This window comes from Flavobacterium sp., assembly GCF_013823965.1.
GTDB lineage: Bacteria > Bacteroidota > Bacteroidia > Flavobacteriales > Flavobacteriaceae > Flavobacterium.
This window is the reverse complement of the sequence record NZ_PNNA01000034.1, coordinates 1-20,958: the sequence shown is the minus strand read 5'-3', so window position 1 is coordinate 20,958 and position 20,958 is coordinate 1. Positions and strand designations below refer to the sequence as shown.

Genomic DNA, 20,958 nt, shown 5'->3' with positions numbered 1-20,958 from the left:
TTATTCTTGAATTCCTATATTTGGGGCACAATCCTCTTAAATAAAAACAATGAAATTATATCCCATAGAAACCGGCAATTTTAAACTGGACGGTGGAGCTATGTTTGGCGTTGTGCCCAAAACCATTTGGAACAAAACCAATCCTGCCGACGAAAATAACCTCATCGATTTGGCTGCACGTTGTTTGCTCATCGAAGACGGCAATCGCCTGATTTTGATAGACAACGGAATGGGAAACAAACAATCCGAGAAATTTTTTGGCTATTATTCGCTTTGGGGAACCCATTCTTTGGACAATTCCTTGGCGAAACACGGTTTTCATCGCGACGACATTACCGATGTTTTTTTGACGCACCTTCATTTCGACCATTGCGGTGGAAGCGTGCAATGGAACAAGGACAAAACAGGCTATGAATTGGCTTTCAAAAATGCCAAATATTGGACCAACGAAAACCATTGGGAATGGGCGACAAAACCCAATCTTCGTGAAAAAGCATCCTTCCTTTCGGAAAATATTATGCCTATTCAGGAAAGTGGACAGTTGCATTTTATAAAAAGGCCCGAAGGCGATTTATTGGACAAATCAGAACTGGGTTTTGGGATTTTCTTTGCCGATGGCCACACCGAAAAACAAATGATGCCAATAATTCAGTATCAAGACAAAACCATTTGTTTTATGGCAGATTTGTTGCCTACAGTTGGTCATATTCCTTTGCCTTACGTGATGGGTTATGACACTCGACCGCTGTTGACCATGCCCGAAAAATCAAAATTCCTGAATGTTGCCGCCGAAAACAATTATTATTTGTTCTTGGAACACGATGCCCACAACGAAATAATCACTGTTGAACAAACAGAAAAAGGAGTTCGACTAGCAGCAGTCTACAACTGTAACGAAATCTTAAGATAGTGTTAATCGAGTCTTTGTTTTAAACAAAAGAATTTACTTTTGGCCCCTTCAAAAAACAATCAAAAACAAGAAGACCTCAATTTTTATAATATTCATGAAAAAAATCTTTTTACTTTTCTTATTTTCTTTAAGTTTTGGAAGTCTATTGGCACAAAGTTCAGCTTATTGGCAGCAGCACGTCAACTACAAAATGGATGTCGCTGTTGACGTAAAAAATTACCAATACAAAGGAAAACAGGAATTGGTATACACCAACAATTCGGCCGATACTTTAAAGCGCGTTTTTTATCATTTGTTCAACAATGCTTTTCAGCCTGGAAGCGAGATGGATGCTCGACTTCAATGCATCAAGGATCCTGACAAAAGAATGGTTGATTCCGTAAATGTCGCCGGAAAAGCACTAAAAATAAGCCGAATCAAAACCTTGAAACCAAATGAAATAGGGTATTTAAACATTTCAAATTTCAAACAAGACGGTGTTGTTGCCACTACAAAAACAGTGGGAACTATTCTCGAAGTGACTTTGGCCAAACCCATTTTGCCCCATTCGAAAACCACTTTCACTTTGGATTTTGACGGCCAAGTTCCGGTGCAAATTCGCCGTTCCGGCAGAAACAATTCTGAAGGAATCGAATTGTCAATGGCGCAATGGTACCCAAAAATAGCCGAATTTGATTTCGAAGGTTGGCACGCCGATCCCTATATTGCCAGGGAATTTCAAGGAGTTTGGGGCGATTTTGACGTAAAAATAACCATTGATAAAAATTATGTTTTGGGAGGAACCGGCTATTTGCAAAACCCGAATGAAATAGGTTATGGCTACCAAGATGCAGGCGTAAAGGTACGTTTGCCAAAGAAAACCAAAACCCTGACTTGGCATTTTTATGCTCCAATGGTGCATGATTTTGCTTGGGCTGCAGATAAAAATTATCTTCACGATGTGGTCAAAGGTCCCAACAATGTTGACTTGCATTTCTTGTATAAAAACAATCCTAAAATTATTGAAAACTGGAAAGCATTGCAGCCTAAAATGGTTGCCGTCATAGATTTTTACAACAAAATAGTTGGAGATTATCCCTACAAGCAATATTCTTTCATTCAAGGTGGCGATGGCGGAATGGAATATGCCATGTGTACCTTGATGGTGGGAAATAGTAAATTTCAATCCCTTTTAGGAACAGGCGCACATGAATTGGGGCATTCCTGGTTCCAGCATATTTTGGCATCCAATGAAAGCAAACATCCATGGATGGACGAAGGATTTACTTCCTATATTGAAGATTTGGCAATGAATGAAATCAACGAGAAAAAAAAGGAAAATCCTTTTGAATCCACTTATAAAGCGTACTATAAATTAGTGGAATCAGGAAAAGAACAGCCGCAAACCACACACGGAGACCGTTACGACGAGAACAAACATTATAGCGTTTCTTCTTACTACAAAGGCGAAATTTTCTTGTCGCAATTAGAATACGTGATTGGAAAAGAGAATGTCAATAAAACCCTGAAAAAATATTTTCAAGATTTTAAATTCAAGCATCCAACACCCAACGACATCAAGAGAACTGCCGAACGCGTTTCTGGCGCTAACCTAGATTGGTATTTAACAGATTGGACACAAACGATCAACACAATTGATTATGGAATCAAGGATGTAAAAGAAAATGGAGACACAACAACAGTAACATTGGAAAGAATTGGTAGAATGCCAATGCCAATTGATGTTTTGGTTGAATATATTGATGGAACACAAGAAAGTTTTTATATTCCTTTGCGAATGATGAGTTACGAGAAAGAAAATCAAAATTCCGGAATTAAAAGAACGGTTTTGAATGATTGGGCTTGGGCATTTCCTACCTATGAATTCAATATTTCCAAAAACAGGGCTACAATCAAAAAAATAACCATTGATTCAAGCAAATTGATGGCTGACGTGAAGCAGGAAGACAATTCGTACGAGATAAAATAACGCCTATTGTACAAAATAAAAAAGGTCTAACTTCAAAAGTTAGACCTTTTTTATGTAATTTTTTATTTAAGATTTTTCAGCATATCGACCGACATGCTTTCTAGATCAAATTCGTGATGCCAATTCCAATCTTCCCTGGCTTTGCTGTCATCAATACTTGCTGGCCAACTATCGGCAATTTTCTGACGGAAATCAGGTTTGTATGAAATAGTGAATTCAGGAATGTGTTTCTTGATTTCGGCGGCAATTTCCTTTGGCGTAAAGCTCATGGCAGCCAAATTATAAGATGAACGAATCTTGATTTGTTCCGCAGGTGCTTGCATAATTCTGATGGTTGCATCAATGGCGTCGTCCATATACATCATCGGCATTTTGGTTTCTGATGATAAAAAGCATTCATAATTTCTATCACTCAACGCTTTGTGATAAATATCCACGGCATAATCAGTTGTCCCGCCACCAGGAGGAGTTGACCAGCTAATCAGCCCGGGATAGCGCACGCTTCTCACATCAACGCCAAAAATATTATGATAATATTCGCACCATCTTTCTCCGGCTTGTTTGCTAATTCCATAAACGGTCGAAGGTTCCATAATGGTGTATTGTGGCGTGTTTTCTTTGGGAGTTGTTGGCCCAAAAACGGCAATACTCGATGGCCAGAATATCTTTTTTATTTTCTTGGCTTTGGCCAAATTCAGAACGTGAAACAAGGAATTCATGTTCAAATCCCAAGCAAAAGCAGGGTTTTTTTCGGCTGTTGCCGATAACAATGCCGCCATTAAATAGATGTCGGTGATATGATGAATTTCGACAAGATGTTCAATTTGGTTAAAATCCAGTGCATTCACCACTTCAAAAGTGCCCGAATTCACAATGTCGTTATTCAACTTTCGAATATCGGAAGCGATGACATTTTCGGTTCCGTAAATTTTTCGAAGTTTATGGGTCAGTTCTGTTCCAATTTGCCCGCAAGCGCCTATAATCAGTATTTTAGGATTCATAGAGTTGATTTTAAAAAACAAAGATAACGTTTTCGTAAATAGCAAAATTTCACGAAAAATGGAATGAATGTAGTGAAATGACGTTAATAATCTTGATAAAATTCTTAATTTTTATATTGTAAATGTAAGAAAAGAGTCCGCAAGATGTTAGATTCTTATTCTAAAGTTGTAATTCGTAATTGTAAATTTACTTCGTAACTTTGCGTTCTAATAAAACGAAAATGAAATTTAAATTTATAGGTCTCTTTTCTCTGGTTTTTATCCTGAATTCGTGTAAAAACGAAAACGAAAAACGCCTTGTCGAAAACAAGAAAGACGCACAAAAGAAGGAATTAATCTTTTCGAAAATTGACAAAGGATGGAATTTTAATGCGATTCCTCTCAATGAAACTTCGGAAACATATACAACAACTTGGCCAGCTTGGCGCGATTTCATGACCGAATTAAGCTACCGACCTCAAAAAACTATTGGCGCCTTTCAAAAAAGAGCCACTGCACTTTCCAAGAAAGTAACAGCATTAAACACCAGCATACCAACAGATTTTGACAAACCTCAAATAAAAGCGAGAATTTCAGTCTTAATGACGAAGGTTCGAATGCTGGATTTATACATTCATTTGAAAGATATTCCAAGCGAAAAAGTATTGGCTTTAATTCCTGAAATCAATATGGAATTAATGTCTTTGCAAAACCAAATGGATAAAATTGTTCAAAAAAGCAAAATTCCGCTCGAAGAAGGAGAATCGGATTTAATTAAAATGCTCGATTCCGCAAGAGCTATTCCAAATTCGCCACAAATGCCTATTGACCCAAACATACCCCGCGTTGAGTAAAAAAAATTTATATACGATTTACGATAATTTGCCAAAAGTCAAGCAAATTGTCGATAGTTTACAACAAGCCGAACAAAAAATCCAGTTGAATGGATTGATTGGTTCGTCGCTTTCGTTTGTGGTGCAATCCCTTTTCAAAAAAGCCGACAGACCGTTTTTATTTATCCTGAACGACAAGGAAGAAGCCGCTTATTATTTGAACGATTTGGAGCAAATGATTGGTGAAGAAGATGTGCTTTTTTATCCCGGTTCGTATCGTCGTCCATACCAAATTGAAGATACCGATAATGCCAATGTTTTGCTTCGTGCCGAAGTATTGAACCGCATCAATTCCCGAAAAAAACCGGCCGTAATTGTCACTTATCCCGAAGCACTTTTTGAAAAAGTAGTGACTAGAAAAGAATTGGACAAAAACACTTTGAAAGTAGCTGTTGGTGACCAAATTTCGATTGATTTCATCAATGAAGTTTTGTTCGAATACGAATTCAAAAGGGTTGATTTCATTACAGAACCCGGCGAATTTTCAGTTCGTGGAGGAATTGTCGATGTGTTTTCTTTTTCGAATGATAATCCGTATCGAATAGAGTTTTTCGGGAACGAAGTTGATAGCATCCGAAGCTTTGATGTAGAAACACAATTGTCTATTGAAAAGCAGAAGAAAATCACCATTATTCCCAATGTGGAGAACAAGTTTTTTCAGGAAAACAGAGAAAGTTTTCTGGAATACATCAATAATCAAACGGTGATTTTTATCCAGAATGCCGATTTACTTTTTTCTAAACTGGATAAATTATTTGGCAAAGCCAATGAGATTTTCGAAAACCTGAATGCGACGGTAAATCACGTCGCACCAAATCAGCTGTTTTTGAATCAGGCGGAATTCATCAAAAAAAGTTTGGATTTTTCGGTTGTAGAATTGAGTTCAAAAGCCATTTACAGAACCAAAACGGCATTTGATTTTCATATCAAACCACAGCCGTCGTTCAACAAACAGTTTGATTTGCTGTTGAATAATCTGAATGACAATCATTTCAATGGATATAAAAATTATCTGCTGTGTTCCAATGAAAATCAGGCGAAACGGTTTCACGATATTTTTGAAACCTTGGATGAAGAAAATGCCGAGAATATCCGCAAGCAATACAACACGATTGTTCTCCCGATTTACCAGGGTTTCATAGACGAAGAAAATCAATTGGCCTGTTATACCGATCATCAGATTTTTGAGCGTTATCATAAATTCAGCATCAAAAGTACCGTTTCGAAGAAGCAAAATATCACTTTAAAGGAACTGACTACTTTGACTGTTGGCGATTATGTAACACATATCGATCACGGAATTGGAAAATTCGGAGGTCTGCAAAAAATTCAGGTCGAAGGCAAAACTCAGGAAGCCATTAAATTGGTTTATGCCGATAATGATATTGTATATGTGAGTATTCATTCGCTGTATAAAATCTCCAAATACAACGGAAAAGACGGAGCACCACCCAAAATTTATAAAGTGGGTTCTGGTGCCTGGAAAGCATTAAAACAGAAAACTAAGGCAAGGGTCAAAAATATTGCGTTCAATTTGATTCAATTGTACGCCAAGCGAAGATTGGAAAAAGGATATCAATATGCGCCGGACAGCTATTTGCAGAACGAATTAGAAAGTTCGTTCATTTACGAAGACACACCGGACCAAATCAAATCAACCGCAGAGGTGAAAGCCGATATGGAAAGCGACCGCCCAATGGACCGTTTGGTTTGTGGAGATGTTGGTTTTGGAAAAACCGAAGTAGCGATTCGTGCTGCTTTCAAAGCGGTAGACAATTCGAAACAAGTTGCCGTTTTGGTTCCGACTACGATTTTGGCCTACCAACATTACCGTACTTTTAGCGAAAGACTGAAAGATATGCCGGTTTCTGTTGGTTATCTGAACCGTTTTAGAACCGCCAAACAAAAAGCAGAAACGCTCAAACAATTAGCCGAAGGAAAATTAGATATTGTTATTGGAACGCATCAATTGGTGAATAAAAATGTGGTTTTCAAAGACCTTGGATTACTGATTGTGGATGAAGAGCAAAAATTTGGAGTCAACGTAAAAGACAAACTTAAAACCATTGCTGCGAATGTTGATACGCTGACATTAACTGCAACGCCAATTCCGAGAACTTTACAGTTTTCATTAATGGCGGCACGAGATTTATCTGTAATTACAACGCCTCCGCCCAATCGTTATCCGATAGAAACCAATGTGGTTGGTTTTAATGAAGAGCTGATTCGCGATGCCGTTTCGTATGAAATTCAGCGTAACGGACAGGTTTTCTTCATTAATAATCGCATCGAAAATATTAAAGAAGTAGCAGGAATGATTCAGCGACTGGTTCCTGATGCAAGAGTGGGAATTGGTCACGGTCAGATGGATGGTAAAAAACTGGAGGAATTGATGCTTGCTTTTATGAACGGCGAATTCGATGTTTTGGTAGCCACAACCATTATCGAAAGCGGATTGGATGTTCCGAATGCGAATACGATTTTCATTAACAATGCCAATAATTTTGGATTGTCTGATTTACATCAAATGCGAGGTCGTGTAGGGCGTAGCAACAAGAAAGCATTCTGTTATTTTATTTGTCCGCCTTATTCAGCGATGACGGATGATGCTCGCAAACGAATTCAGGCTTTGGAACAATTTTCAGAACTGGGAAGCGGATTCAATATTGCGATGAAGGATTTGGAAATTCGTGGTGCCGGAGATTTATTGGGAGGAGAGCAAAGTGGTTTCATCAACGAAATTGGTTTTGATACCTACCAAAAAATTATGAACGAAGCTATCGAAGAATTGAAGGAAAATGAATTCAAGGATTTGTATGAAAATGAAGATAGCGGAGTAGAGAAAGAATATGTAAAAGACCTGCAGATTGATACCGATTTTGAGTTGTTGTTTTCAGACGAATACATCAATAATGTCACCGAGCGTTTGAGTTTGTACAACGAATTAGGTGATGTGAAAAACGAAGAAGAACTAATTGTTTTCCAAAATAAACTCATTGACCGTTTTGGGCCGATGCCTCCAAGAGCACTTGCCTTGATGAACAGCATCCGTATCAAATGGATTGCGACTCGAGTAGGAATCGAAAAACTGGTAATGAAAAAAGGCAAGATGATTGGTTATTTTGTTTCCGATCAGCAATCGGATTTTTATACTTCCAACCGTTTTCATCAGGTGATTCAGTTTGTGCAAAAGAACAGTAACATTTGCGTAATGAAAGAAAAACAAACGCCAGCTGGATTACGTCTTTTATTGACTTTTGATAATGTAAAATCTACCCGGAGAGCTTTGGAGTTGATGGAGCTGTTGGGTCGTTGATTTATAAAGCTTCCAGCCTTTCAAAGGCTGGAAGCTTTGGTTACAATAATTAATTGGGGCTGGAAGCTTAGGAGAAAAGTTATTCAATCATCAAATTCTCAATTTCATCTAAATTCTGATTTATAGAATGATAGTATTTAAAATTTTCCAAATCATTAAAAGATTCTAAAACTCTATTTCTTTGTAATTTTGTCTGTTTTGTTGAAATAATTGTTCCATAAGAAGTCCAAGGATACTCGACAATATTTTCTGTGAATCTATGATGTACAGGATTATTATGGATGTAAAAAATTAGCTTTTGAAAATAATTTTCTGAAGCGACAACTTTTCTTTTAAAGTTTTTCTCAAATAAACTTCCAGTTCGGTTATAACGTTTATTCATTGCTTGAGTATAAGCGTTGAATAAATTTGAAAACTGTTTTGATGAGTTTATCGTCTTTGGTTTATCGGTTGAAGAATATTCTGGTTTTGTGATGTCAATTTCCTCGGGTTCTTTGATATAAACTAAAATATGAAAATGATTTTTCATTAAACACCAAGCAAAAGTTTCTGCTATAGGGTCAATATACTTTTCGTAAAGTTTTAAAAAGTGATTGTAATTTTCGGTTTCATAAAACAAATCAATTCCATTGTTTCCTCGGTTGTAAATATGATAATATTTGCCATTTTCAAGAGGAATTGGATTCATAATTAGATTGTTTTATTTTTAAAGCTTCCAGCCTTTCAAAGGCTGGAAGCTTTGGAGGAAGATATAGATATGGACCCTTGAATATTAATTCTTCAAATCCTTGATTACTTTAAACGCCACATCCACTTCGTCTTCGCTTACCAAAATGGTAAATTCGTTTGAAGTCGAAATCACTTCGTTGATGATGATTCCTTCCCAAGCCAAACGTTGGAAAATGAAATAATAAATTCCCGGAACAACGATGTTTTCTTTAGGTAATTTTACCGTTATCGAAGCCAGGTTTTCTAGTTTTTGAATCAATTTTTCACTGGAAAAATGCTTGTCAACCAAATGATTGACGCTGTTGCTTACCACAATATTGGTTTCATTTACGCCACGAGACGAGGTGTAAAATATATCCGAAAAACTGTTGATATCGGTAATCAAATCAGCTTGTTTGTTTAAAACAGTTTCCGAAGCAGCGAAGGTGTAATCCGTCAATGCTGAGCGAACCGTGATCTCGCCTATGTTTTTTATTACTTTATTGATTTTGTGATTGAGTCTGAAATCCAACTCTTCCGTTAGTCTTTTTAGTGCCATGACAACGGCTCCTTGTTTGACTTCTTTACTAAATTCGCTTTCTAATTCGACCATGATATTTCTGGACAAAGAAGTCAAATTAATGATTCCCAATGATAATGCATTTAGTAAAAACGGCTTTGTTTTGATGTAATTTTCTACGATTGAGGAGACTGTTTTCATAGTTTAGTTGTGTTTGTTTTTAATGAAATCACCGTTTTGTTTCGGGAGATTTTAAATTTAAAATCAAAGATTTCTTAGATTGTTGTTTGTAAACCTTTTGCAAAGATAAATAAAAAAACAATTTGTTACAAATACAACATTAAATTAAAAATGATAAAATGCATCAACTAAGTGTTCTATAGCAAAACTGGGACCTTCTTTATGAACGGCGATAATGTCAAAACGCACGTCAACATCCAGATTGTTGGAAATCACGTATTCATTTACGGCTTTTGCCAAAAGTTGAATTTTTTTGGGTTTCACAAAATCTTGTGGCAAACCAAATTCCAATGAAGAGCGCGTTTTTACTTCGACAATGGCGAGCGTGTTTTCTTTTTGGGCAATGATGTCGACTTCGGCTTTTTGAAAAGTCCAGTTGGTTTCCAGGATTTCATAGCCACTTTTTTGAAGAAATTCAACGGCTAATTCTTCTCCCAGTTTTCCCAAATCGTTGTGTTCTGCCATGGTTCAGTAATCAGTGTTCAGTTTGATAAGTCTTAAAATTGCGTTTACTCAAAAGTAACTTTTGAAGTTGTCGCATTTAATTCCAAGGATACTTGCTTCCCAAAAATCAACGCTCTGTTGTCGTGAAAATGTCCTGCGGGAAAATTATAAAGAATTGGAAAAGAATATTCTTTTGTGACATCTGCAATAATTTGGTTGGCATTTTTTCCCCAAGGAATATCGTTGTCCCTCATTTTTGTCATGGTGCCCACGATCAAACCATTCAAACCATCAAAACAGCCGCAGCGTTTCAGGCTCATCATCATTCTGTCGATGTGGTACAAATATTCGTCCAAGTCTTCGATGAATAGAATTTTTCCCTTGCAATCAATTTGGGCATTCGAACCCATCAAGCTGTATAAAATGGATAAATTTCCGCCTACAATTTCTCCCTTGGCATTTCCCAGACGGTTTGCAGCATCAAAAGGAATTTCATAATTTAGGCTTTCGCCAAAAAGGGATTTTCGCAAACTTTCTATCGATTCAACGCTGGCTTTCCCAACAGTTACGGGCATCGCAGCGTGAATGGAAGCAATATTTAATAGGTTGACATAGCTGTGAATGACGGTAACATCGCTGAAACCAATAATCCATTTTGGATTTTGTTTGAATTGGGTAAAGTCTAATAAATCAATTATTCGAACCGTTCCGTAACCGCCACGAACACACCAAATTGCCTTGATGTTTGGGTTATCCAGTTGTTGTTGAAAATCTTCGGCACGTTGCGCATCGGTTCCGGCCAATTGATTGTCATCCAGTCCGATGGATTTTCCGATCACGACTTCCAGTCCCCAGCCGTGCAGCAAATCTATGGCTGGTTTTAGATTGTCATCTATGTTTTTTCGAGCTGTTGCCACGATGGCTATCGTATCTCCTTTTTGTAAACTGGGTGGTATTTTCATTGGTACTTGGGCTTGAATGTTGGCGAATTGCAAAAGACAAATCAGGATTAGCAATTTATAAAAAACAGCGTTACCATTTTTAAATAAAAATTGAATAGTACGCATATTTCAAAAAATGTAAATTAATTTAGGATGGATTTGGTTCTTGATTAAAGTTATCCAATACAAATATATTTTTTTATCGTCAAGTAGCTTATTCCACCAAGATTTTTTTTACCATTGTTTGATCTCCCGAATTAATTTTGGCATAATAGATTCCTGAAGGAAAGTCGATATGCAATTGGGTTTCGCCAGTGAATTTGGACTCCAATACTTTTGCTCCAATATTATTATAAATTTCGATTGTTGCTTTTTCATTCAAACCCGAAATGTTGATTGATTTTTTGGCCGGATTTGGATAAAGATTCACTTTTAAATTTACAAAATCATTCGATGCTAAATTCGAATGCCATACTTGGCCCGCTTTTGCTCCCCAAATATAATTCGCCAAATCGGGATAATCAATAAACGGATTCCTGTTGACTTGCCAAGTGTAAATGTAATTATTTCGATTCATTTCAAAATCATCCGAAGGATCTAAGGTATTCCAGGTTAACAAGGAAGCCAAATCGCCCAATTGTCCCACCGTAGTGTCAGCAATATCACCATTGACAACGCTTAACCCATTGTAGCGAACCGCCATATAAAAAACTGAACGAGCGACATCGCCTTTCCACGAACCCATTGTTCCGCTTGGCCCGTTGTAACCTGTCAAACCATAATCATTATTGTTGCGAATGCTGTTTTCAGCTCCGTCTTCGGCGCGAAGGTGGTGTGCATCGGCATGACCGGCAAGAATATCATCAGCATTTGTAGGCAACCAAACATTTATTCCATCTGGAATACTTGAAGTTCCATCTTTAAAGCCACCACGAGATTGTGGATAAATATGTTCGCGATTCCATTTTCCGGTATTGATTCCGGTGTCTTGAAAATCGAGTTTTGAACGGGATTGTTCTACATACGTCAACCAAACTTGGTTACTATTTTTCGGGTTTTGATCGGCGGTTTTTAGAATTTCGATGATATCGCCATAATTGTGTGCATGAACCACGGCTGGATTGGCAATAATATTCTGGATGGCTTGTTTTAAGGCAGCTCCGGAAAGTCCTTCCAAAGAATCATAATATCCCGTGGGCATCATGTTTGCAACAATTCCATAAGTTGGATTTAAAGGTGTCCCAAATGGAGCTACAGTAAAATCGTTGTCAATAACCCGAAACTCTATATTGTCATTGAGTCGTTTGTATTGGGATGGAATGGCTCCAAATTTAATTTTTAAAATCTCGTCGCCTTCGTCCAAAACATCGTCTGTAAGCGTGATGTTTGTTGTAAAACTATTGGAACCCGAAGGAATTAAAACGGAGGTGTTTCCCGTAAAATCAGTAGTCGTGAAAGTAGAATTGTTTAGGGTGAAATTAAAAGTCAAATCACTGGTCACATTAGTTTGGGTTGTGAATGTAATGGGAAAACTACTTCCTTCGTTTTTGTCGGCAGTATTTACGGTTATTGAGATTCCGTTAAAAACGATACCGCTTCCATCGTTGTTGACACCGGGAGTTGGCGCTTTGGTTTCGTATGTTCCGTCGGTTTTTCTTTGAACGGATTGCGTGGTTTGACTGCTGTTTTGATTTTCGTTATATTGCATCGTAACCCCCAATAAAGCCATTAATTCTGTAGCATCGGCATCACTTGTGTCGTACATAAGTGCATCGATGAGGTTTGTGGTGGTTGCCATTGTGTCGTCTGGAAAATCCGATGCGTTTCCTAGATAAAGTCCAACGCCATCGGCACCGTTTTGGATAATGTTGTCCGGAAATATTTTGTCTGGAGCAGGAGAAACCAATGAATTCCCAATGAGAATAATTCCATTGGCATCAGTTGTCAATCCGTTTAAACCTATGGTGTAATAACTTTTGTTTGCGGTCGTAGAACCGGCATTTCCATTGAAGAAAACCAAGACATAACCGTCAAGGGGGAAATTTGGTGTTGCAGATTTTAATTCAATAAATTCTTTGTCATCAGTGCTTGGAGTGTCGGAATCCAGTTCGTTGATAACGACTTGTCCATAGGTAACACAAGTAAAAAGAATAACGAGTAGGGTAAAGGTATTTTTCATGTATAATGTAGGTTAAGAACGCAAAGTTAGTCATTAAAATGAGTTGATTATATTGGGATTATTAAATTTTTACATTCAAATTTTCACAAGTTTAGCAATAAAAAAAGCTCCTGTTAGGGAGCTTTTTTAGATTTATTTTAAAAAATAATTAATTTACTAAAATATTATCCAATTGTAAAGTGGTTGTTACTGCTGGAGAAGATCCTGCATTACCTGCATATTCAAATACAAAATAACCATTTCCTGTCACGGTTGCCGGAATGGCATAAACACCACTTGATGTAAAAGTGGTTCCGTAACCATTTGTAGGTGTTGTAGGAATGGTGAAACTGGAAGTAATATTCGTCATTTTTGTGACGTCAACGGTACTGCCAGGAGTGTAATTTGCGTCCAGAACATAATATACTTTCAACACGGCACCGTTCCAATACCCCATATTGGACTTGAATGAAAAATTACTTGCCGTGGTCATGTTCACAGGAACAAATAAATAAGTATTGTTTGCACCTCCAGAACCAAACGATGTCATTTGGATGTATTTATTAGAGCTAAAGGTCTTTACTTCCCAATATCTGGAACCAACAGCTGCATCATTGATGTAATTTGGGAAATTGGTTTGTGATGGTGAAGCGATGTAACTTTCGAAAGTTTCGTTTACGGTTGCAGGGAAAACGGTTGAATTGGCGCCTATAATCGTAGGAGTATAATCCACTCTAGGGTTTGGCATGTTCACGTCACGTTCCGTTCTCATGATAATTTGGTAAGTGGAATTGTATTTGGTCAAAACTCCTCGTATTTTACCTTTCCCAGTAGGAACTTTTGAACCTGCAAAATTGGCAAATCTACTAGTTCTGATGGTTAGATTTTTAGAGCCGTCAGTTATATAAATACTGGAGTCATAGGTATCTGTTAAATTGGAGTCGTAAGTTCCTCCAGCGGCTTCATCTGTAAATTGCACGTTGTCGATTTCTACCAAAGTATTCAAGTAAGTGTCGCTAAAAGCTTGTGCTAAAGTGATTTTATGAACAATGGCGTCTTCGCTAACCACATCGCAAGAAGGGATTAAATATTTTTTAAAGTCTAAACTAGATAATCTGTCCACAGCATATTGTTCGGTTGGTGCTGCACCAAAAATCAATCCTCTTCCAAAACCAGTTGGGTTCGCATAAGACAAACCGTTAAGTTTTAAAAAAACTTTTTTACCTGGTTGAAATTTTTGGGTATAAGCATTTACGATATCGCCAGAAAGATTAAATCCTTTGGAACCATCCGTTGGTTGAAAGTACATACTTTTATAGAAATTTCCACCTTCGTCACTCGAAATTACATAAGCTTCGATGTAATCATAAATTTCTTTGCCTGTTATAGGGTCTTTTGCAGCAGCAGGATATGCAACGGTTGTTCCGTTAGCAGGAGCACTCGTATATAAATTGGCTACTTCCTTGGTTTTTGTCAAGCCGGGACTTACACAGTCGTCAAATTTTGGCGTATCGAAAGTATCGTTAACGCAGCTGGTCATTAATCCAGCCGAGGCAATAACGAGACATATATTTTTTATTTTATTTTTCATGACGTTTAATTTAAAAGGTTAAATATACATTTACCATATATGTTCTTCCGTATCCGTAAAAGTATTTTGGAGCAAATTTGCTGTAAGAACCACTTTGGTGATCTTCGTAATCTTTGGTGTAATTGGAATCTCTTGATTGTTCAAAACCACCTGTTTTGTAGCTGATATCGAAAACATTGTTGATGTTTGCAAAAAGCCCTAACGTTTTATCACCAATTCTCCAAGATTTTCCACCTACCAAGTTGCAAAGATAGAAAGCATCAAATTTTTCTTGTCTCAAATAACCGTCTGCCAAGGTTTGATCCACGGTTCTGTAATTCGTGTCAACATTATAATCATAATAATTGGAAGTTCTTCTAATTGCAGATACATCAAGGTAATTGTCAGCGATGTAATTGGCATTGGCACCAATCCACCAGAATTTTGGATCTCTGTATTCCACTCCAAAAGAGTAGGCTTGTTGCGGCATTCCTGATTGTTTCAATCCAGTAAAATTTGCTTTTCCTAAAGAAGTTGTGGTTGCTGATGCATCATCAGTAACGGTTACATTTGGATTGTTGGTTATGGTGTATTCTCCATAAGCGGCAACTCCAGTAAGTTTGATGGTAGAAGTGATTTGGTATTCAAGACCCGCTTCAATTCCCCTATTCTTTTTGTTGATTCCTGTAACCACTTCCGATACGAAAGCACCTTCTCCGCCAACTGCATCAGCATAATAGAAATTGATGTCGGTTGAGTTCAAGGTTTCGGAGAAATATCCAGTAAAACGAGCTTTCAATTTTGGTGCTTTAATGATGTAACCCAAATCCACTCCTTTGATGGTTTCGTTGGTAATATTTGGCGTGATGTCATTGTTTACACGAGCGTTTGGAAACACGTCTTTGGAGTTAGGTGCTTTCGACATGTAAATAGCGTTGAGGTCGATAAAGTTTCTTCCCGTTATTTTATAAGTCATTCCACCTTTGAAACCAAAGTTGTCGAAATTAATCTTGTCGCTTTTTCCATAAGAACTGTTTGGGTAATAACCGTTTTTATACAAACCTTCTCTTTGGTAACTGGAGCGAGAGAAAGATTGTGCCAAATAAAAATCTACTTTGTTATAGGTAAATTTGAATTGGGTAAACGCATCCAATTTTGTTACGTCGATGTTGTAATTGTAGCCATAATGATCGCGAACTCCCAAAGTTCTATTTGGATTGTTCAAATCAGAATATTGTTGGTCGCCAATTCCAAAAGTACTTTTGTCGGCAAAATAAGTTCCACCCAAAAGGTCCAGCATATTTTTAAAATTCTTGGTTCTGGAATTCAAGTAATTTCCGCCAGCAATCATGATAACGTTATCCGAAAGTTGGGAATTCAATCTTGTGTTGAATGTGGCAATGTTTTCGTCGGTTCTGTCTTCGTACAAAACAATTCGGCTTCCGTTGTCAATATTTTCATTGTTGATTCGGTAAATGTCTTTCCAGTCCAATTGTTTGTTGGCAAGAAAAAGCGCTTTTTGATCATTTGCTTTTGCAATATAAGCAGGTGTATTACCAATATAATTATTGTTGTTGTCAAAATAATTGGTGTAAAAACTTGGTAGTTTTCCGTAATAAGTTGGGTCAGGATTGTTTGATTTAGTGTAATCCAAACGGCTGTTTCCGATTTGTCCTATTTGATAAGAAACCGTGGTGTTTAAGTTTGTTTTTGGGTTCACTTTCCAATAGTGAGTCAACATAAACATTGGCTCTTCAGATTTCTTGATTCTGGAGTTTCTTTTTTCTCCTTCTTGATAACCCCAGTAGGAATTGTATTTTTCTCCTGCCAAATCCGTTTGTTCGGCTGTGTTTGGAGAATTTTTACCTCTTTTGTTTTGTGCATAAATAGAGGTAAAGTTAAGGCTGTGGTTGTTGCTGATTTTCTTTTCGATACTGGCAAACAAGGAATTGGCATCATAAGTAGTTCCTTCAAAATAGCCTTCTTGAGCCCAACGTCTTCCTCCTGAAATAACATAAGCCCAACCGTCTTTGTCCATTCCTGAAGCGTGGGTCGCCATTACTCTATTACTGTAGTTGGTATTGGTGTTAAGGTAAGAAATTCGTGTTCCCGGTCTGTAAATAGAAGCTCGGGTGTTGATGAATTGTGTTCCTGCAATCCCGCCAAAAGCATAATCAGAAGGCGCAGATCCATTGGTAAATTCTTGATTTCTAGTGGCGTCGTTAAGTCCGCCCCAGTCGCCATATTGTGGTCTTCCATCGGCAACGCGATTCATGGTGATGCCGTTAATCATTACATTCGAATATTCATTGTCAATTCCTCTAACGCTAAATCTTGCCGCGCCAAAATTATAAGCAGCAGCTTGTAAAAAAATGTCTTTTGAGGATTGAAGCAAACCAGCCGTACTTTCGGAGCCGCTATTGTCGTCGCTCAAATCGTTGTCCGTTATGGCAATCAAGGTTGATTGTTTTTCTTGGGTCAAATCTTCTTCGAAAGAAACAGTTCCCACATCGAGCATTTTTCCTGCAACAACTTCAATTTGAATGAGTTGGTCTTTGTAGCCATTGCTTTTAAGAAGCAACAATTGGTTTCCAACATCCATTTTGTTAAATGAAAATTTTCCATTGGCATCTGTAAGCTGCGTTAAATTGGTGTTTTGAATGGATACAATAACACTTTGGACAGGTTCCTGTGTTTTAGAATCGACCACTTTACCAGACACACCAGTCTCTGATTGTCCAAAAGCAAACACTACTTGCATTACAAATAGTGTACTAATAATAAGTTTTTTCATAGGTAAAAATAAAATTACATTTGCTCAAAAAAATAATTTCTTGAGGACTACAAAGCTACATTTATAATTATTATTATCTACATTTGTTCCAAAGTTTTTGTTAAACTTTACCTTTAAATAATATATAGATATGAGAATTAAAAGTCTAATTGCCGTTTTGTTTGTTTTATCTTCAATTTTTGGAGCCAATGCACAGCAAAAAAAATATATTGTGCATACCGTTGCATTTTATAATTTCGAAAATTTATTTGACACCATCAAAGGAACCAACTATGATGAAGAATGGTTGCCAGGAGGATTGCAACGATGGACATCGGAAAAATACAAGCAAAAATTAGAGAATCTTTCTAAAGTTTTGATGCAAATAGGAACGAACGACCAACAAAAAGAAGCGCCTACTTTAATTGGATGTTCAGAAATTGAAAACCGCGGTGTTCTCGAAGATTTAGTCAAACAGCCCAATATCATAAAAAATGATTACGGAATCGTGCATTTTGATTCTCCTGATAAAAGAGGAATTGACGTTGGATTTTTGTACCAAAAGAAACATTTTAAACCCACTAGCTTTATTAATGTTCCCCTGATTATTTACAGAGGAAATAATAATGAAAAAGAAAAAGAAACCGAAGAAGACAAAGCCGACAAGGATAAAATAGAAGTTGGTAAAGACAACAGGGTTTATACCAGGGACATTCTATTGGTAACCGGTTTTCTTGACGGAGAAGAAATCAACATAATGGTCAATCACTGGCCGTCACGTTCAGGTGGCGAGAAAAAAAGCAGCCCGTTTCGCGAAGCGGCCGGAAGATTAACCAAAAAAATCATGGATTCCATTTATAAAGTAAATCCAAATTCCAAAATTATCATAATGGGAGATTTAAACGACGGAACCTACAATAAAAGTGTAAAAGAAGGTGTTGGGGCCAAATTAAAAAAAGCAGAAGTGAAGCAATTTGGTGTTTACAACCCTTTCGAGCAAATGGCCAAAGATGGAAATGCTTCGTTGTTTTATAGAGATTCAGGAGATATTTTTGACCAAATCATGGTTTCGGAAACTTTAATCAAGAGCGATTTTACTACTTTTCAATATTGGAAAGCCGGAATTTACAATAAGCCGTTCATGATAGAAAAATTTGGAAGATATGCAGGGTATCCTTTGCGACATTCCGCCAACGAAATAGGGTATAGCGACCACTTTCCGGTCTACATTTATTTGGTAAAAGAAGCAAAATAATTAAAAAAACATGAAAAATTTAATATTCGTTTTCCTTGTAACATTCTCCATTAATTGTTTTTCGCAGGACACCATCACCACGGCAAAAGTCAAGGACTACATGGATAAAGAAGTTTGCGTTCTTGGAAAAGTAGTTTCGTTCAAACTCGCCGCCGAAGGAAAATTTACCAATTACATCAATATCGACCAGGCTTATCCCGAGAGTATTTTTACAGTGGTAATCACTACTAATTATCTCGAAAAACTAAACCTCAAAATCGAGGATTTGAAAGATAAAAACATTTATGTAAAAGGCAAAATCACCACTTACAAAAACGACCCAAAACAGGTTCCGCAAATTTTCAATCCATCAAGTATTGAAATTAAGAAAGACTGATTTTAGAAATATCCAAATACAAACATTAAAAGCCATTAAGATGTTGTGGGAATTAAATTCTTGCACTATTTTAATGGTTTTTTAGATAAAAACAAAAGGCGGCACAATTCCCAATAGAAAAACCAACAGCCAGAACCCGCAAAAAGGGCGAAATGTTGATAAAATGCACCCCAATATTTTTAATTAAGAAAGTATTATGATTTTTTTCTATTTAAAGCGATACTTTTGCCAAAAAAATAAAATATCCACAATGGACGATTATTATTCGAAGAAAAAGAAAGACAACCAGGAATAGTCCGTTGCATAATGTAAACGTTATTCCTAAAAAAACGCATTACATTATGATTACTTATTACAAAAACAACAAAGGTTTAACCCAAACCGAAAACCGTGAAGACAACTGCTGGATTAATGTAGTTTGTCCCACAAAAGAAGAAACCAAATTTCTGCTCAAAGAATTACAAATTCCAGAAGATTTTTACAACGATATTGAAGATATTGACGAGCGTCCGCGTATTGAAATCGAAAATGATTGGACGCTGATTATTTTGAGAATTCCCTTCCGTAGCAACGATGCAAAACTGCCATTCAACACCGCACCATTGGGTTTGATGTTCAAGGGCGATATTTTTGTCTCGCTGTGTTTTCACGAATCAGACATTCTTCCCGATTTTGTCTCTTATACAAAACGCAAAAAAATTACCATCAACAATCATTTTGATTTAGTCTTGAAATTGCTCTTGTCCTCCAGCGTTTGGTTCCTGAAACACCTGAAACAAATCAATCAGCGAATCAAAATGGCCGAAGACAACTTGGAAGAATCCATCAAAAACGAGGAACTTCAAGCTTTGCTGCAAATAGAAAAATGCTTGGTGTTTTTCATGACATCCCTAAAAGGCAACGATGTTTTGTTTCGAAGACTCAAGAATTTAAAAACCCACAAAGACACTTTTGACCCCGAATTGCTCGAGGACGTAGAAATCGAATTGCGCCAAGCCGAAGAAACCACCAACATTTACAGCAACATCTTGGCTGGGATGATGGACGCTTACGCCTCGGTGATATCAAACAATTTGAACGTCATCATGAAACGGTTGACTTCTATTTCAATCATATTAATGATTCCCACATTAATAGCCAGTTTATATGGAATGAACGTGCCCAATAACTTGCAAGAAAACCCATTTGGATTCTGGATTGTGTTGTTAATTTCCCTTATGGTTTCTGTTTTTGGTGTATTCTTGTTCAAGAAAAAGAATATGTTCTAGATTTTTTTACAAAGATTTCCATTGCAAACGAAGTGTATGGAATTCCAAATAGAATAAGAGGAAAGCAAAGTCATCCAGGGTTGAAAACAAACTTGGTAAGCTTATTTTTTGATGGTTTAAATATTTAAACATTTACTTTCTATTTCCCCTTTAAATAATATATTTGTAAATAAATATAACAATTCTAACCAAAAAAGTTACAATGATAACAATAGCAAATCAATTCGGAATAAAAGAAGCCCTGAAACAATTGGGAATCGAAGCCATAAACGAAGGAACATCAACCGGAGCCAATAATTTTGCAAACGGAAATATCATCGAAAGCTATTCACCCGCAGACGGAGCTTTGATAGCCAAAGTAAAAACTTCGACCAAAGAAGATTACGAAAGCGCCATGCAAAAAGCATCGGAAGCTTTCTTGGAATGGCGTTTGGTTCCGGCACCAAGAAGAGGTGACATTGTACGCCAAATGGGAGACGAATTGAGAAAATTCAAAGAGCCGTTGGGAAAATTGGTTTCTTACGAAATGGGAAAAAGCCTTCAAGAAGGTTACGGCGAAGTTCAGGAAATGATTGACATTTGTGATTTTGCAGTGGGTTTGTCGCGTCAATTGTACGGATTGACGATGCATTCTGAG

Annotated in this window: 16 protein-coding genes; 8 read left to right on the top strand and 8 right to left on the bottom strand. The window is 37.1% G+C overall.

Annotation, left to right across the window (positions count from 1 at the left end):
• The first annotated feature begins 49 nt into the window (after positions 1–49).
• Together C0430_RS03975 and C0430_RS03970 are read left to right on the top strand one after the other, a co-directional pair.
• Entirely contained in the window at positions 50–910 is an 861-nt protein-coding gene (locus tag C0430_RS03975; RefSeq protein WP_290865716.1) for an MBL fold metallo-hydrolase, read from the top strand.
• A 94-nt stretch (positions 911–1,004) separates the two neighbouring features.
• On the top strand, positions 1,005–2,879 hold the full coding sequence (locus C0430_RS03970; RefSeq protein ID WP_290865714.1) for a M1 family metallopeptidase: 1,875 nt from the start codon (positions 1,005–1,007) through the stop codon (positions 2,877–2,879).
• Positions 2,880–2,941: 62 nt separating this feature from the next.
• Here the strand turns inward: C0430_RS03970 and C0430_RS03965 are convergent, their stop codons facing one another.
• On the bottom strand, positions 2,942–3,880 hold the full coding sequence (locus C0430_RS03965; RefSeq protein ID WP_290865712.1) for an L-threonine 3-dehydrogenase: 939 nt from the start codon (positions 3,878–3,880) through the stop codon (positions 2,942–2,944).
• Between the two features lie 221 nt (positions 3,881–4,101).
• On the opposite strand from C0430_RS03965, the gene C0430_RS03960 reads away from it, so the two are divergent.
• Positions 4,102–4,713, top strand: coding sequence for a hypothetical protein (locus C0430_RS03960; RefSeq protein ID WP_290865710.1), 612 nt, complete (start codon positions 4,102–4,104; stop codon positions 4,711–4,713).
• Positions 4,706–8,068, top strand: coding sequence for a transcription-repair coupling factor (gene mfd, locus C0430_RS03955; protein WP_290865708.1), 3,363 nt, complete (start codon positions 4,706–4,708; stop codon positions 8,066–8,068). The genes C0430_RS03960 and mfd overlap by 8 nt, the downstream gene beginning before the upstream one ends.
• A gap of 79 nt (positions 8,069–8,147) precedes the next feature.
• Here the strand turns inward: mfd and C0430_RS03950 are convergent, their stop codons facing one another.
• The 7 genes from C0430_RS03950 to C0430_RS03920 all read right to left on the bottom strand — a co-directional run bounded on the left by C0430_RS03950 (position 8,148) and on the right by C0430_RS03920 (position 17,410).
• On the bottom strand, positions 8,148–8,756 hold the full coding sequence (locus tag C0430_RS03950) for a transposase (protein ID WP_290865706.1): 609 nt from the start codon (positions 8,754–8,756) through the stop codon (positions 8,148–8,150).
• Between the two features lie 84 nt (positions 8,757–8,840).
• On the bottom strand, positions 8,841–9,497 hold the full coding sequence (locus C0430_RS03945) for an aspartate kinase (RefSeq protein WP_290865704.1): 657 nt from the start codon (positions 9,495–9,497) through the stop codon (positions 8,841–8,843).
• Positions 9,498–9,641: 144 nt separating this feature from the next.
• Complete coding sequence (locus tag C0430_RS03940) at positions 9,642–10,001, bottom strand: YraN family protein (RefSeq protein WP_290865703.1); 360 nt, start codon at positions 9,999–10,001, stop codon at positions 9,642–9,644.
• Between the two features lie 44 nt (positions 10,002–10,045).
• Positions 10,046–10,942, bottom strand: coding sequence for an LD-carboxypeptidase (locus C0430_RS03935; protein WP_290865701.1), 897 nt, complete (start codon positions 10,940–10,942; stop codon positions 10,046–10,048).
• A 193-nt stretch (positions 10,943–11,135) separates the two neighbouring features.
• Positions 11,136–13,100, bottom strand: coding sequence for an endonuclease (locus C0430_RS03930; RefSeq protein ID WP_290865699.1), 1,965 nt, complete (start codon positions 13,098–13,100; stop codon positions 11,136–11,138).
• Positions 13,101–13,248: 148 nt separating this feature from the next.
• Positions 13,249–14,670: a DUF5689 domain-containing protein gene (locus tag C0430_RS03925; RefSeq protein ID WP_290865697.1), complete on the bottom strand. Its 1,422-nt coding sequence runs from the start codon at positions 14,668–14,670 to the stop codon at positions 13,249–13,251.
• 10 nt (positions 14,671–14,680) lie between these two features.
• Complete coding sequence (locus C0430_RS03920; protein ID WP_290865695.1) at positions 14,681–17,410, bottom strand: carboxypeptidase-like regulatory domain-containing protein; 2,730 nt, start codon at positions 17,408–17,410, stop codon at positions 14,681–14,683.
• 163 nt (positions 17,411–17,573) lie between these two features.
• Here C0430_RS03920 and C0430_RS03915 point away from each other — a divergent pair, with 163 nt between their 5' ends.
• The 4 genes from C0430_RS03915 to C0430_RS03900 all read left to right on the top strand — a co-directional run.
• Positions 17,574–18,677: an endonuclease/exonuclease/phosphatase family protein gene (locus C0430_RS03915; RefSeq protein ID WP_290865693.1), complete on the top strand. Its 1,104-nt coding sequence runs from the start codon at positions 17,574–17,576 to the stop codon at positions 18,675–18,677.
• Between the two features lie 10 nt (positions 18,678–18,687).
• The gene (locus tag C0430_RS03910; RefSeq protein ID WP_290865691.1) at positions 18,688–19,053 is read left to right on the top strand and encodes a hypothetical protein; all 366 of its coding nucleotides are present in this window, start codon (positions 18,688–18,690) and stop codon (positions 19,051–19,053) included.
• Between the two features lie 341 nt (positions 19,054–19,394).
• On the top strand, positions 19,395–20,321 hold the full coding sequence (locus C0430_RS03905; protein ID WP_290865689.1) for a magnesium transporter CorA family protein: 927 nt from the start codon (positions 19,395–19,397) through the stop codon (positions 20,319–20,321).
• Positions 20,322–20,523: 202 nt separating this feature from the next.
• Positions 20,524–20,958: aldehyde dehydrogenase family protein (locus C0430_RS03900; protein ID WP_290865687.1), on the top strand; the 435-nt coding region annotated here is incomplete at its 3' end.

Excerpts from the sequence above, each read along its gene's own strand:
- C0430_RS03975 (WP_290865716.1), top strand. The coding sequence starts at position 50 with ATGAAATTATATCCCATAGAAACCGGCAATTTTAAACTGGACGGTGGA.
- C0430_RS03970 (WP_290865714.1), top strand. The coding sequence starts at position 1,005 with ATGAAAAAAATCTTTTTACTTTTCTTATTTTCTTTAAGTTTTGGAAGT.
- C0430_RS03965 (WP_290865712.1), bottom strand. The coding sequence starts at position 3,880 with ATGAATCCTAAAATACTGATTATAGGCGCTTGCGGGCAAATTGGAACA.
- C0430_RS03960 (WP_290865710.1), top strand. The coding sequence starts at position 4,102 with ATGAAATTTAAATTTATAGGTCTCTTTTCTCTGGTTTTTATCCTGAAT.
- C0430_RS03950 (WP_290865706.1), bottom strand. The coding sequence starts at position 8,756 with ATGAATCCAATTCCTCTTGAAAATGGCAAATATTATCATATTTACAAC.
- C0430_RS03945 (WP_290865704.1), bottom strand. The coding sequence starts at position 9,497 with ATGAAAACAGTCTCCTCAATCGTAGAAAATTACATCAAAACAAAGCCG.
- C0430_RS03940 (WP_290865703.1), bottom strand. The coding sequence starts at position 10,001 with ATGGCAGAACACAACGATTTGGGAAAACTGGGAGAAGAATTAGCCGTT.
- C0430_RS03935 (WP_290865701.1), bottom strand. The coding sequence starts at position 10,942 with ATGAAAATACCACCCAGTTTACAAAAAGGAGATACGATAGCCATCGTG.
- C0430_RS03930 (WP_290865699.1), bottom strand. The coding sequence starts at position 13,100 with ATGAAAAATACCTTTACCCTACTCGTTATTCTTTTTACTTGTGTTACC.
- C0430_RS03925 (WP_290865697.1), bottom strand. The coding sequence starts at position 14,670 with ATGAAAAATAAAATAAAAAATATATGTCTCGTTATTGCCTCGGCTGGA.
- C0430_RS03920 (WP_290865695.1), bottom strand. The coding sequence starts at position 17,410 with ATGCAAGTAGTGTTTGCTTTTGGACAATCAGAGACTGGTGTGTCTGGT.
- C0430_RS03915 (WP_290865693.1), top strand. The coding sequence starts at position 17,574 with ATGAGAATTAAAAGTCTAATTGCCGTTTTGTTTGTTTTATCTTCAATT.
- C0430_RS03910 (WP_290865691.1), top strand. The coding sequence starts at position 18,688 with ATGAAAAATTTAATATTCGTTTTCCTTGTAACATTCTCCATTAATTGT.
- C0430_RS03905 (WP_290865689.1), top strand. The coding sequence starts at position 19,395 with ATGATTACTTATTACAAAAACAACAAAGGTTTAACCCAAACCGAAAAC.